The 12,572-nt window shown below is 46.8% G+C and carries 9 protein-coding genes and 1 tRNA gene; 4 read left to right on the top strand and 6 right to left on the bottom strand.

All coding sequences use genetic code 11. The annotated features are described in order from the left end of the window. Positions 1-10: 10 nt before the first annotated feature. The 5 genes from HB364_RS02715 to HB364_RS02695 all read right to left on the bottom strand — a co-directional run bounded on the left by HB364_RS02715 (position 11) and on the right by HB364_RS02695 (position 3,875). The gene (locus tag HB364_RS02715; RefSeq protein WP_167286356.1) at positions 11-1,366 is read right to left on the bottom strand and encodes a hypothetical protein; all 1,356 of its coding nucleotides are present in this window, start codon (positions 1,364-1,366) and stop codon (positions 11-13) included. Positions 1,367-1,378: 12 nt separating this feature from the next. After that, a complete protein-coding gene (locus tag HB364_RS02710) occupies positions 1,379-1,918 on the bottom strand; it encodes an RNA polymerase sigma factor (RefSeq protein ID WP_246228291.1) in 540 nt (179 codons plus the stop codon). Between the two features lie 35 nt (positions 1,919-1,953). After that, the gene (locus HB364_RS02705; protein ID WP_167286355.1) at positions 1,954-2,706 is read right to left on the bottom strand and encodes a hypothetical protein; all 753 of its coding nucleotides are present in this window, start codon (positions 2,704-2,706) and stop codon (positions 1,954-1,956) included. Positions 2,707-2,858: 152 nt separating this feature from the next. Then, positions 2,859-3,152, bottom strand: coding sequence for an NIPSNAP family protein (locus HB364_RS02700; protein ID WP_167286354.1), 294 nt, complete (start codon positions 3,150-3,152; stop codon positions 2,859-2,861). 126 nt (positions 3,153-3,278) lie between these two features. Continuing rightward, positions 3,279-3,875 (bottom strand): RNA polymerase sigma-70 factor, encoded by a 597-nt coding sequence (locus HB364_RS02695; protein ID WP_167286353.1) that lies wholly within the window; start codon positions 3,873-3,875, stop codon positions 3,279-3,281. Positions 3,876-4,034: 159 nt separating this feature from the next. Between HB364_RS02695 and HB364_RS02690 the strand changes: the two genes are divergently transcribed. The 4 genes from HB364_RS02690 to HB364_RS02675 all read left to right on the top strand — a co-directional run bounded on the left by HB364_RS02690 (position 4,035) and on the right by HB364_RS02675 (position 12,329). Continuing rightward, positions 4,035-5,201, top strand: a complete 1,167-nt coding sequence (locus tag HB364_RS02690; RefSeq protein WP_167286352.1) for a FecR family protein — start codon at positions 4,035-4,037, stop codon at positions 5,199-5,201. 194 nt (positions 5,202-5,395) lie between these two features. Further along, a complete protein-coding gene (locus HB364_RS02685; RefSeq protein ID WP_167286351.1) occupies positions 5,396-8,845 on the top strand; it encodes a TonB-dependent receptor in 3,450 nt (1,149 codons plus the stop codon). 10 nt (positions 8,846-8,855) lie between these two features. Further along, on the top strand, positions 8,856-10,571 hold the full coding sequence (locus HB364_RS02680) for a RagB/SusD family nutrient uptake outer membrane protein (RefSeq protein WP_167286350.1): 1,716 nt from the start codon (positions 8,856-8,858) through the stop codon (positions 10,569-10,571). 78 nt (positions 10,572-10,649) lie between these two features. Continuing rightward, positions 10,650-12,329 (top strand): hypothetical protein, encoded by a 1,680-nt coding sequence (locus tag HB364_RS02675; RefSeq protein WP_167286349.1) that lies wholly within the window; start codon positions 10,650-10,652, stop codon positions 12,327-12,329. A gap of 169 nt (positions 12,330-12,498) precedes the next feature. On the opposite strand, the gene HB364_RS02670 is transcribed toward HB364_RS02675, so the two are convergent. Further along, positions 12,499-12,570: transfer RNA gene (locus tag HB364_RS02670), tRNA-Arg, on the bottom strand. Positions 12,571-12,572 lie beyond the last annotated feature (2 nt).

Raw genomic sequence — 12,572 nt, 5'->3', positions numbered from 1 at the left:
TTAATCCACGTCACTGTGGCCGGGGAGCTTCCTGTACAGGAAGGGTGGTTGCAGAGGCCGCCTGTTTGCTTTGCAGCAGCCGTAACCGTACGCCAAGTCTTATCCATACCGGGAAAGATCCACGTTGAACAGTAGGCCTAAAGGGAGTCCCTATCTGGAGCGTGCCTGTCCAGGCCTTTGACTCGTAAGCGAGGTGAATAACGCCGCCTGACTGCGTTGAATTCAGGTATGGCGCTTCGTCTTTATGTACGCCATATAAGAGAGAGCTTGAAAGTGTGTCCGGGTCTTCGGCAAGGATTAATGCTTTGCGCCACTTGGATAAATCTACACCGAGTCCTGCCCACCAATGTTTATCTACCCGGTAGGTGTACTGCAGCCCGAATTGAGCACCGAAAACTTTCACCAGTTTTTTCTCTCCGGTAAACATACTGCTATCGGGTAGGATAATGATACCCGTTTCAAAAGCCTTATCAGGTAAAAGGGCGCTGGCAAAAGGTTTAATTTCTCCGGTGAGCCGGTGCCGGCACCTGGTGATGCTGGCCCAGATGCCCGGTGAAATGGGCTGATAAAACCTGTCTTTCGCTTCCGGGTTTTTAAAATATACATCGGGCGGATAAATAGGTACAGGAACTTCCACCTGCAATCCCATCGCAAAAATATATTTAGGGGCAGGCTTGTTACCGGAGGAATCATTAGACAATGATCCCTGCGGTAACCATAGAGGCTTCAGCGCCCTTGCGGGCTGTATAGCTATCAAAGCCTCATACCGGATGCCTGCCACTGGTGAAGGGCGTAAAGAGCTGGTGGAATGAGTTGCCTTCACACCATTAGACTCTTTTTCCAACAACTGCGGTGTACCAGGCTGGAGGGTTGTTGGTCCTGCCAGTTTTTTATTGTGGCGTTGCACAGGCTGAGCGATATTGTCGGTTATAGCGGAAAGTAAGGTTGTTGCTTTCTTTGATACCCCGGAATGGACAGGCGTATCATCATCAGGAGGAACAGGCGTAGCGTTATGTAACAACTGATGGTGAGTATCTGCCTGGTTAGCTGGTGCAGCCTGTTCATGCACGGGTAAGTTGCTTGCTGTTGCAGCAGGCGTTGAACGCTTGTTGGACTGATCCTGGTTTTGCGGCAATGATTCCCGCATAGCATACTGCCATATTCCATATCCTCCGCCCAACAGCAATAACAACAGCAGCGCACAGCCAACAGGAGGAAGCCAGAGCAGCATTCTTCTCTTCTTCTTTTGGGGCAACTGGTTATTCAGCTTTGCCTGCATAGCTTCCCAGGCATCATCAGCAGGAATTAACGGCACCGGGCTGTTTTCTTCAGTAAAGAAATTATTATGGAATTGTTGATCATTCACTGCTAAACATCTTTAAAATGAAAAATGCTTTTTAAGTATTGGCTGCATGATCTTCCGGCTTTCGCTCAAATGCCACTTCACTGTCCCAATACTGATCTGTAACTTTTCGGCAATCAGGGGTATCGTATAACTTTCCAGGTAAAACAAACCAAACACCAGTCGTGTGGCGGGCGGTAAATGGTCCAGGTAACGGTAAATGTCTTTCCATTCCAGGTGCTGCAGGATATTGCCCGTTATATATTCCGTTTCGTATTCATCTACAGCTACATCAACGACAGGGATTTTAATGGCCACTTTTAACTTATCCAATGCCGTATTGCGGACAATGGTATATACCCAATTGAAAATGGCGCCTTTTTCGCTTTTATAATCGGGTAAATGCAGGAAAACCTTGATCATTCCGTCATTAACGGCTTCCAATGCGGCATGGTCATCCCGGAAGAACTTTTTACACAGGCAAAACATAGAAGGATAAAAATGCCGGTAAAACTTCTCTTGCGCCAGGCGGTCATTGCTGACACATAGTTGTATGATCTCATTCAGGTTCTGCAACGCATGCTGTTTTAAAGGTAGCCATCATGTGCATGTTAATAATGTCCGAGTGAATAGGGGTGGATATATACCTCCGTATCGTCGGGCCAGGTAAATTCATATTTTAATTGGTAGTCCGACACTGTAAGGGTTCCGTGATATATTTTGTTGCCAAATGTTATCTCAATAGGCCATGAACCATCTCTATAGTAGGTGTTGGTAAGCAATACGCCTGTGGCCCTCATATTCCCGGGTTCACAGACGCCGGTTTTCCATATTCCGTTAAAGGAGGCTTTGATCGTATTGCCGAAGCCGGTATTACGAGCAACAATATAGGAATTAAGGCAGTTGTACGCAGCATTGGTCCTTAAAACAAAAGCTAAAGTAGAATCCGGCATGAAAAAAGGTATCAGGGAAAGCTTATCACCGGTAATTGATTGCGTTGAATTTTGCGGCAAATTATCAGGTACGGAGAAATAATCTCCTTTTACCTGTACCGCTTTGGAGAAAGATGCATAAGGGGTACCATTTTGCCACAGAGTTACCATAATGGAATCCAGGCCTGCCCGGGCATACAGTACGCGGATCTTTGAAGTATCCTGTATGGCGTCGAGGTCGAGGTGGTCGGGCACATACCACTCATAAGAAGTGCCGGGGCGGGGGTTTACAACTTTGGCCGTAACAAGCTCACCGGCAGCCACTACCGTTGCTGAGACGACGAGGTCGGTGGGTTCTTCTAAGGGGGCTTTCTGGCAGGATAATAGTCCGGTAAGTACACTGGCCCCTATCAATTGGATAAAAATTTTCATGCTAACGTCTTTATCCAAATGAACGGTGCAAAAAAGGAGAAAGGTTGGGTAGAAGCTAATATATTCTCAAATAAGCACAACAATTCTCCCCGGCAATACGGCTATCACCAGGGAAATTATCGGTTAAGCAGTTTAAGATAGAAGGAGGGTGTTTACCAGACCTGGAATATCTCCCGGGAACCGGTGAGGTACATTTCCGTATACCCGGACATCTTCTCCGTCATTTTCTTCATGGCCTCAGGGTCTTTTTGGTATTTCTCCCAGCTCTTCTCGTATCCGGTGAGGTTTTCATATTTGGTAACAACGATCACCCGGTTGAACTGACCGGTTGCATCCGTCATAATATTCACCAGCTCCTCATTGCCGGTCATCACTTCCTTAAACAATTTGGCCAGTTTGGAGGCATTGCCGGGTTTGCAAACGAAAATGTCATGTACAATAATCATAAACTATACTTTTTGATGAATAAATGATTGGTCAGGCGGCTGAGTGAAGGGGCAATACAAAGGTGGGAACTATCTTTTTCTCAGAGGAGGTGTAAATGCGACAGTTTGAGGGATGTTTTTGGCCAATTACCGGGAGGCTAAGTACCACAAGGTAGCCATGAGCACGCCGGTATACAACCAGATCCCCAGCTTTGCCCGTAACAATCTGAGCGCTCCTTTCACATGGCTTCTGACCGATTGCTCGCTCAGGTCCAGGCGCTCAGCGATTTCATGGTGTGTCATATAAGACTTGCGGCTTAGCTCAAAAACCTGCCGCATTTTGGGTGGCAGAAGACGGACCTGTTTTTCTATGATAGCGGCAAGCTGGTGTTCCCGTACCAGGTGGTCCGTGATGGCCTCTGTAGTGGTGGATTCCTGGAAGGTTAAAAGAAATTTATTTTCTACACACTTGTGCGCGAGTATATTAAGTACCCGGTTCCTGACAGCAGCATAGAGATAGGCCGTAAAGTTTATACCGGAAGGCAGGTCTTCCCTTTGAGTCCAAAGTCGTAAAAAAAGGTCCTGTACAAGGTCTTTTGCTTCATCCTTATCTTTCAAACGATGGAAAGCGTGCAGGTAAAGCACACTGAAATAACGGTTATACAACGCTGCAAAAGCATGCTCATCACTGCTTTTGATCAAAGCAGCCAACTCCGTATCCTGCATGCAATCGTAGCCTGCCATTGTTGAAAGCTTAAACGTTTTAGCGCTTAAAACTACAGCTATTTTTATCAACTGCCATCCCGCACACTCCTGAAAGTATTTGCCCTCCTGAAAAAATTATTATTGTTTACCCCCCTGCCCCATATGTTCCCTGTTATTAATACCAAAGCACCATCCTGCATGCAAACGACGGAAATCCGGGACTTGTTAGAAAAATATAAAGAAGGCACCATTACAAAAGAAGAACTGGTATTGCTGGAAAGCTGGTACCTGCAATGGGAACCGGAAGCGACAGAGATCGCCCCTGAAGAATTGGAAACATTAAAAGACGAAGTGTGGCACTCCATTAAACCCAGGCATCAGAAAGTGGTGCACAGGCCCCGGTGGAAGCCACTGGCTGCAGCCGCTTCGGTCTTATTGCTTATTTCATCGACGCTGTATATTATGCTCACCAGACAGGCCCCAATAGAGAGAGCAAAGGAGCCTTCAGAGCTGGCAGGTATTCCCCCCGACTATAAACCTGGCGCTCATAGGGCCGTATTAACGCTCTCTGATAACCGGCAAGTGGTTTTAAAAGACTCAAAAAACGGGATGATCGGCGAAGATGCAGGCATGACCATTTACAACAATGTCGATGGAGAGCTGAGTTACAATCGTTCAGCTAACCAAAGTGGCATGTCAGCAGGAAAGGATTTTTACAACACGTTGTCAACGCCTCGTGCAGGACATTTCCAGGTCACACTGGCAGACGGGACGAAAGTCTGGCTGAACGCAGCCTCTTCAATAACCTATCCGTTGCCCTTCAGCAAAGAGGAAAGAAAGGTCAGCGTTATAGGGGAAGTATATTTTGAAGTAGCTCACCGGGAAAACCATCCTTTTAAGGTGATCTCGGGCAGGCAGGAGATCACCGTACTTGGCACCCATTTCAATATCAGATCGTATGATGATGAGCCAGGTATTAGTACCACATTGCTTGTAGGCAGCGTCAGGATCACCAATACAGCAAATGGTTCTTCGGGCTTACTAAGGCCGGGACAACAGGCAAGCCTGTCACGCACCACCGAAAAAATTGATATCCGGGCGGTAAATGCGGAAGATGCCATCTCGTGGAAGAATGGTTATTTTCTGTTTGATAACCAGGACCTGACAACCATCATGAAAAATATCAGCAGGTGGTACGATGTAGATGTTGAGTTTACCGGGGCTTTAGGTAAAGAGCGATTCGGTGGGACCTTCTCCCGGTCATCCAACCTGAGCCAGTTACTGCAAAACATGGAAAAGATCGGGAATGTGCACTTTCAATTGTCAGGACCCAAAATTATTGTCTCCAAAAAAGTGAACCAATAGCTGGGTCTAAAACGGATAAGCAACCCCATTTCTAAACACTTATAAAAAAGGAGCCATATCGAAAAACAGCACTAAGACAATTTGAGCAGACTACAAAAACCAGGGACGTCGGAAGCGTCCCTGATTATCAGCCTGAGGCTGAGTCAGGTAGTTACTTAACGATTGATCACATTAAATTAAAACCTAACAATCAAATGTATAAAAAAATTACTGAACTACTGTTCAGACGGCATCTTTTTGCCCATACCAATCTATGCCTGAAAATGAAGCTGACTGCCATTTTATTGTTTGCCACCTTTGTACAAATTAAGGCTGAAACCTTCGGCCAAACAGTTTCTATAGAAACTAAAAATGCAAAGTTTACAGAAGTCATCGCCCGGCTTAGGAAGCAGACGAACTTCGATTTTCTTTACAACAACGAGACGATCAAAAACTTAAAGCCCATTAATATCAAGGTAAAAAATGTACACATTACCAGGGTACTTGATATCTGCTTTGAAGGACAACCGATCGGCTATTCTATTTCCAACAAGACAGTACTGATCTTTGCCCGGTCGGCTATACGGCCAGACAGCATTAAAAGGGACGAGCGTATGCCTGTGATATCCGGGACTGTACGCGATGAATTGAATAAAGAACCATTGACCGGCGCCTCGGTAACCCTCGAAGGCACTTCCATTGGCACGAATACCAATGAAAAAGGTTTCTTCTCTCTCGATATACCTGCACAGGGTGGCGTATTGGTTATTTCCCATCTGGGATTCCGGACGAAAAAGGTCATCATCGGGGAAAAAACAACATTCGACATAAGCCTGACCAGGATAGAGGTTAACCTTGATGCTGTTGTAGTGGTCGGTTATGGCACCAGGGCCAAAGGTGCTATCACGGGCGCCATCTCAACTGTCAAGTCCGAAGTCTTTGAAAGCAGGCCTTTAAACAATAGTTATGACGCGTTGCAGGGTGCCATTCCAGGCTTAACGATCACCAAAGCAAGCGGGCAGCCGGGAAGCACTACCTATGGTTTCCAGGTCAGGGGGTTTTCTTCCGTGAATGGTAATGAGCCATTGGTCCTGCTTGATGGGATACCTGGCGACATCAATACGATCAATACCAACGACATTGCCGAAGTGACCGTTCTTAAAGATGCAGCAGCAGCTATTTATGGAGCAAGGGCAGCCAATGGCGTGATCCTTGTTACAACCAAACGCGGTCGGAAAGGCCCTCCTTCTGTGACCTATACTGCCAACGTGGGCTATAAGACACCCACCTACTTAAGAAAGATGCAAAACACCCTTGAGTTTGCTGAATTCATGGACGAAGGCTTGCGCAATGCCGGCATCAATGGCTTCCCGCAGGAAGTCTTCGACAAAATAAAGAACAATGCCGCACCAGATCCCACCGGATGGAACTATGGAGTTACTAACTATCCCGGTTTTTATGGTTATACCAACTGGAATAAAGTGGTGTACAAAAACGCCACGCAGCACATCCACAATATCAGCGTTTCCGGTGGCGGGGACAATAATAACTATCTTTTGTCTGTTGGCTATGTCCGTGATAATGGTGTTGTACGTTATGGGGTCAACAAATCCGATGGGTATAATCTCCGCCTGAACTATGATTTCAAATTGAGCAGCCGTTTGTCGGTTGAAACGAGATCGTACTTTGACAACCGGGCAGTAGTTACCCCAACCCTGTTAGGTAGTGCCCTCACCAATGTAACCAGGCAGTTTCCCTATCAACCTGTCTATAACCCGCTGGGGCAATTCTATGGCTATCAGGGCTACGAAGGTCCTGCCCAGTATTTGGAAGAAGGAGGGACCAGCTTGAGCAACCTGTCGAGATTTGGTTCAAATATCAAAATAGATTACACCATTATACCGGGTCTTAAACTAACGGGTCAGGCAGCAGTGAGACTGGATTACCAGAACCGCAGCACCACCAACCGGACGATCACCCGCTACAATTGGGCGGGCGGGATCCAGGACGTGCGTAATACGCCCAATTCCGCTAATTACGCCAATGATAAATCTTTGAACAAGCTATACCAGCTATACCTGGATTATACCAAAGATCTGGGAGGCGACCATCGTATAAACTTCATGGGAGGCGCTTCGTTGGAACAGACTAAACGGGAAGGCCAGTCCACCAACGGCTATAACTTTACAAGCAATGATATTTTTACCCTTAATCTGGCAGACAGGACCAAGGCGGCTTATGCTAACTTTTCCGGCTACCTGAACAACCAGGCGCTTGCCTCCTATTTCGGCAGGCTAAGCTATACTTTCAAAGAAAAGCTGGTAGTGGACTTTACCGCCCGTGCGGACGGAAGCTCCAAGTTCGCGCCGGAAAAACGCTGGAGCGCCGTATTCCCTTCCGGAGCTTTAGCCTATAACCTTTCAGAAGAAAATTTCATCAGGAACCTCAAGGTCTTCGACTTGCTGAAAGTGAGATTGTCTTACGGTAAAATGGGCAACCAGGAAATAGGTCAACTGGGTCTGTATGATTATATCCCGTTGGTGACCATTGGTGGCAACTATCCACTGGGCGCTCCCAATGCAGGATTAACCGGGGCTAATGCAAACCCGGCATCTTCAGACAGGACCTGGGAAACAATCGAAACCCGCAATATTGGTCTTGACCTCTCCGTCCTCAAATCGAGGCTGAGCTTCTCTTTTGATTACTACAACAAAATTAATAATGACATGCTGGTGAATGTCGCTGTTCCTGCGGTTTACGGCGCCACACCTCCCTCTACCAACCAGGGCAAGCTGGATACAAAAGGTTTTGAAATGATCGTTACCTGGAAAGACCAGGTTAAAGATTTCAGGTACAGTGTTACGCTGCAGTTGAGTGACAATAAGAACAAGCTTGTTGAATTGAAGAATACCGACAATTACGGAGAAGGCCTGAACCAGTTCAGGCAAGGTTTTCCTATCTACTCTTATTTCGGTTATGTATATGACGGCATTATCAAAACACAGAAACAACTGGATGATTACAAAAAACTGCAGGGCATTCCTTCCCGGATAAGCTTCGGGGATGTGATGTATAAAGATGTGGACGGCGACGGCAAGCTGACTGCATTTGGAGACAAAACCAAGGGGCTGGCAGGAGACATGGTTTACCTGGGTAACCTGATGCCGCGGTTCACTTATTCTGCGAACTTTAACGTAGGCTATAAGGCCTTTGATCTGCAACTGTTCCTGCAGGGCGTTGGTAAGCGTAATGTTATTTACGAAGGGGCTATCAGTCAGCCTAATACTTTTTTCTGGCCTTCGCTGCAATACTATTACGGCAAGACCTGGTCTCCTGACAGGCCCGATGCACCTTATCCCCGGTACCTCCCCGGCAACGTGGGATATGACGACGTAAAGAACTATAACTATCGCCCCTCCGCAATGACACTGCAAAATGTATCGTACCTGCGTGTAAAACTAATTACCCTCGGTTATACACTGCCCGCTTCAGTTACCAATGCCGTCAAAATAAAATCAGCGCGCATCTATTTCAGCGGACAGGACCTGTTTACCTTTTCAAAAGGCACGCTGGGCGGAAATTTTGATCCTGAGGACGGGTATCGGAATGAAGGGACCTATCCATTCAACAAAGTGTATTCATTGGGTTTAAACGTAAAATTCTAATCTACGCAACATGAAAAATAATTCTTTTTGCTGGAAAACGGTTTGGCCGGCGCCTGTTAACAGGTATAGGATGTACTGGCTGTTGCTCGCCGCCATTGCCTGGAGCGGTTGTAACAAAGACCTTAATCTGGTATCACAGGACAGTGTGACCGACGCTACATTCTGGAAAACAGGCAATGACTTCAAACTCGCCGCCAATAATTTGTACAATGGTTTAGACAGGTTTGGTACGGAAGATACCGAATCCGATATCGCTTTTAATGTTCCCAATACGGTCAGTAACGGATCTTACCAGCCTGCAGAAAATTCAGGTCAATGGAACGGCAGCTATGGTAATATCCGGTCTGCTAACAAGATCATTGAAAAAGGTGCCGGCTCCACTGACGCGGAAATAAAAAGATATGTCGCAGAAGCAAAATTCTTCCGGGCCTGGTATTATTGGAAACTGTTAAGAATTTATGGAGGTGTTCCCCTGATCGCCAAAGTACTTTCCACCGGCGACCCTGAACTGTTTACTCCCAGATCAAGTCGCAAGGAAACCGCCGACTTTATTCTCAAAGACCTGGAAGAGGCCAAAAACGATTTGCCGGCTCAGTCTGCCCTGCCGGCTGGTGATGTCGGCAGGATCACCCAGGGCGCCGCACTGGCATTGGCTTCCCGGGTGGCCCTTTTTGAAGGTACCTGGGAAAAGTTCAGGGGCGATGCCAGCGCGGACGCCTACCTGGACAGGGCCATTGCTGACTCTCGCGAATTAATCAACAGCAATGTTTATGAGCTCTACCAGGGGCGTGGCGCAGAAAGCTACCGTTACCTTTTTCTCGAAGCCGGAGACGATTCAAAAGAATCCATTTTAGACCGGCGGTATGCACGCAATATCCTGGGACACGACGCGCCTTACATGTATGATCAGGATGGTTATAATCCTACACGCAAGATGGTGGATATGTACCTGGATAAAAACGGGCTTCCTATTACTGTCCCCGGCACTGTATTTCAGGGGTACCAAACTTTTATCAGCGAATTCCAGGATAGGGACCCGCGCATGACAATGACCATGATCATTCCTGGCACTTTAACCAACCGCGTATTCAATCCGGTTAATAAAGTGGCCAATTGGCCCGACAAACCGCAACGAAATTTTAATACGGGCTATATACTTTATAAGTACATGTCGGAAGACCCCGTTGCCAATAACTCCGGACGTATGGGTGATGGAAGCCTGTTTGATTTCGATCGTCACCTCATTCGTTATGCGGAAGTTCTGCTGATCTATGCAGAAGCCTTGTACGAGAAAAATGGTATCATAACCGATAATGATCTTGATCTTTCTATCAATAAGCTCAGGGACCGGGTAAATATGCCCCATCTTACCAACAGTTTCATCACCGCGAACAGCCTCGATATGCGCACCGAGCTGCGCCGTGAACGCACGGTTGAACTAGCGCTGGAAGGTTTCAGGTACGATGATATCCGCCGGTGGAAAACTGCCGAAACCGAATTGCCGCAGGATGTAAAAGGCATAAAGATCACAGGTACCGACTGGGCCACAAAGGCGCCTTATAACGATCCCTCCTTTCTGTCGAGAGTGGATGCCAACGGTTTTTTGATTGCAGAAAAGGGGCGCAAGTTCGATCCGGCAAAGGATTATCTTCAACCCTTACCAACCAAAGAAGTTGCATTCTATGCTGCGAACGGCAAAAAGCTGGAACAAAACCCTAATTGGTAATCATCCCAAAAACAGGCAGGCAATCGTATGTTGCCTGTCTGTTTTATGTCAGCATTTCTTCATTACGATACAACCTATATGATCCTGATAAAAAGAGTATTCATCTGTTCCCTGACCATTACTTGTTTTTGTTTTCATGCTGCCGGGCAAAAAGAAATTAATAACAAAAAGACCCCGGAGCCCAAGATCGTTAATGTCGTTAATTTCATCAGGTTGCTGGAACCCCGGGACCCCAGGATAACCCAGGATGTTTTATACCAGACTGTAGTAAAACAGGTAGAGATCATGAAGAAATACCGGGTTCCCGGCACTTTCCTTTTGCAATACGATGCCCTTATAGACACCCGGTATCAAACGTTGTTGAAAAGCCTGCCTGCAGATTCTTTTGAAATAGGCGCCTGGTGGGAATTGCCCCAGCCCCTGGTTGAAAAGGCCGGACTTAGATGGCGCGGCCGCTATCCCTGGGACTGGCATGCAGACGTTGGTTTTTCTACCGGCTATACCCCGGCAGAACGCGAAAGGATTGCAGATGTTTACATGGAAGAATTCAAACGCATTTTCGGTTACTACCCCCGCTCGGTAGCCTCCTGGTTTATTGACGCGCACACCCTGAATTACCTATGGGAAAAGTATCATATCACTGCTTCAGCCAACTGTAAAGACCAATATGGAACAGATGGCTATACCCTATGGGGCGGTTATTGGAACCAGGCCTATTACCCCAGTAAGATCAATTCCTATATGCCCGCACAGCATGCAGAGAAACAAATACCTGTTCCGGTATTCCGCCTATTGGGAAGCGACCCTGTACGCCAGTATGACCAGGGCATCAATTCCCGGAGGCAGGGCGTTATAACGCTTGAACCCGTTTATGACCAGGCAGGTGGTAACGAAACCTGGGTTAACTGGTTCCTTACAACATTTGCCAACGACCCGGCCCTGGGCTTTAATTATACACAAGCCGGACAGGAAAATTCCTTTACCTGGAGTGGGATGGAGAAAGGTTTTGAGATCCAGATGCCCTTGCTGGCAAGTTTGCGGGAAGCAGGGAAGATAAGACTGGAGACAATGGAACAATCAGGTAAATGGTTCAAATCAAATTACCCCATAACGCCTCCCACTTCGTTTGCTGTTACCAAAGATATAAAAGGTAGCAACCGGAAGACCTTATGGTACAACAGCCGTTTTTACAGGATCAATATACTTTGGGAAGATAGCACTCTGCGCATCCGGGATATACACCTGTTCAATGAAGATTTTGAAGATATATATACGACAAAAACTGCCACCTCCAACGAATGCAGCTTTTTTACACTGCCTGTTGTGGACGGATATCTCTGGAGCAAGCCCGATCAGTTAGCAGGTATGCGTCTTATGGGTGTTACCAAGGGAAAGGAAGTGCTGCTCAAAGGCGACGACCCCTTTATTACCAACGTTGGTAAAGAAACCGTGTTTGTTTCCTGGCCACTCAAAGCAGGAGGAAAGCTTCAGATAGAGCTTAAAGAGAAAAACATCTACATCAGGTTGACAGGCAATGCTGCTGTCAATTGGTATTTTGACTTGAATGTGGCCCCTGGTGCCAAAATACCCTTTAACAGTATATCGCAGGAAAAACTGGCATGCAGCTTTGAAAATTTTGATTACCAGGTTACTGCCCTGTCAGGAAGATTTTCAAAGCCCGGAAACGGGGTTGTATTCAGGCTTAGCCCGAAAAGAAATACAGTAAGTTTATCAATGCAGGCCAGGCCTCAAAAATAGATTGAATACCAGGAGCCGTACCCAAAACTGGACAGTCAACTACGAAAAAGCGTTCGATCGAACGCTTTTTCAGTTTGTGGCCGGTATCCTTGTAATTGGGAACCCCAATACGCAAGAAAAAAGGCTGCCTGTTTAAGGCAACCTCATCATAACTTAAGGCCTATCGAAGTGGCTTCGCCAGGAATCGAACCTGGATCTGGAGCTTCGGAAACTCTTATACTATCCATTGTACTACGAAGCCAA

It is taken from the genome of Paraflavitalea devenefica (assembly GCF_011759375.1).
Lineage (GTDB): Bacteria > Bacteroidota > Bacteroidia > Chitinophagales > Chitinophagaceae > Paraflavitalea > Paraflavitalea devenefica.
This window is presented reverse-complemented; position numbering and strand designations above follow the sequence as displayed.

Excerpts from the sequence above, each read along its gene's own strand:
- HB364_RS02680 (WP_167286350.1), top strand. The coding sequence starts at position 8,856 with ATGAAAAATAATTCTTTTTGCTGGAAAACGGTTTGGCCGGCGCCTGTT.
- HB364_RS02705 (WP_167286355.1), bottom strand. The coding sequence starts at position 2,706 with ATGAAAATTTTTATCCAATTGATAGGGGCCAGTGTACTTACCGGACTA.
- HB364_RS02685 (WP_167286351.1), top strand. The coding sequence starts at position 5,396 with ATGTATAAAAAAATTACTGAACTACTGTTCAGACGGCATCTTTTTGCC.
- HB364_RS02695 (WP_167286353.1), bottom strand. The coding sequence starts at position 3,875 with ATGGCAGGCTACGATTGCATGCAGGATACGGAGTTGGCTGCTTTGATC.
- HB364_RS02700 (WP_167286354.1), bottom strand. The coding sequence starts at position 3,152 with ATGATTATTGTACATGACATTTTCGTTTGCAAACCCGGCAATGCCTCC.
- HB364_RS02675 (WP_167286349.1), top strand. The coding sequence starts at position 10,650 with ATGATCCTGATAAAAAGAGTATTCATCTGTTCCCTGACCATTACTTGT.
- HB364_RS02690 (WP_167286352.1), top strand. The coding sequence starts at position 4,035 with ATGCAAACGACGGAAATCCGGGACTTGTTAGAAAAATATAAAGAAGGC.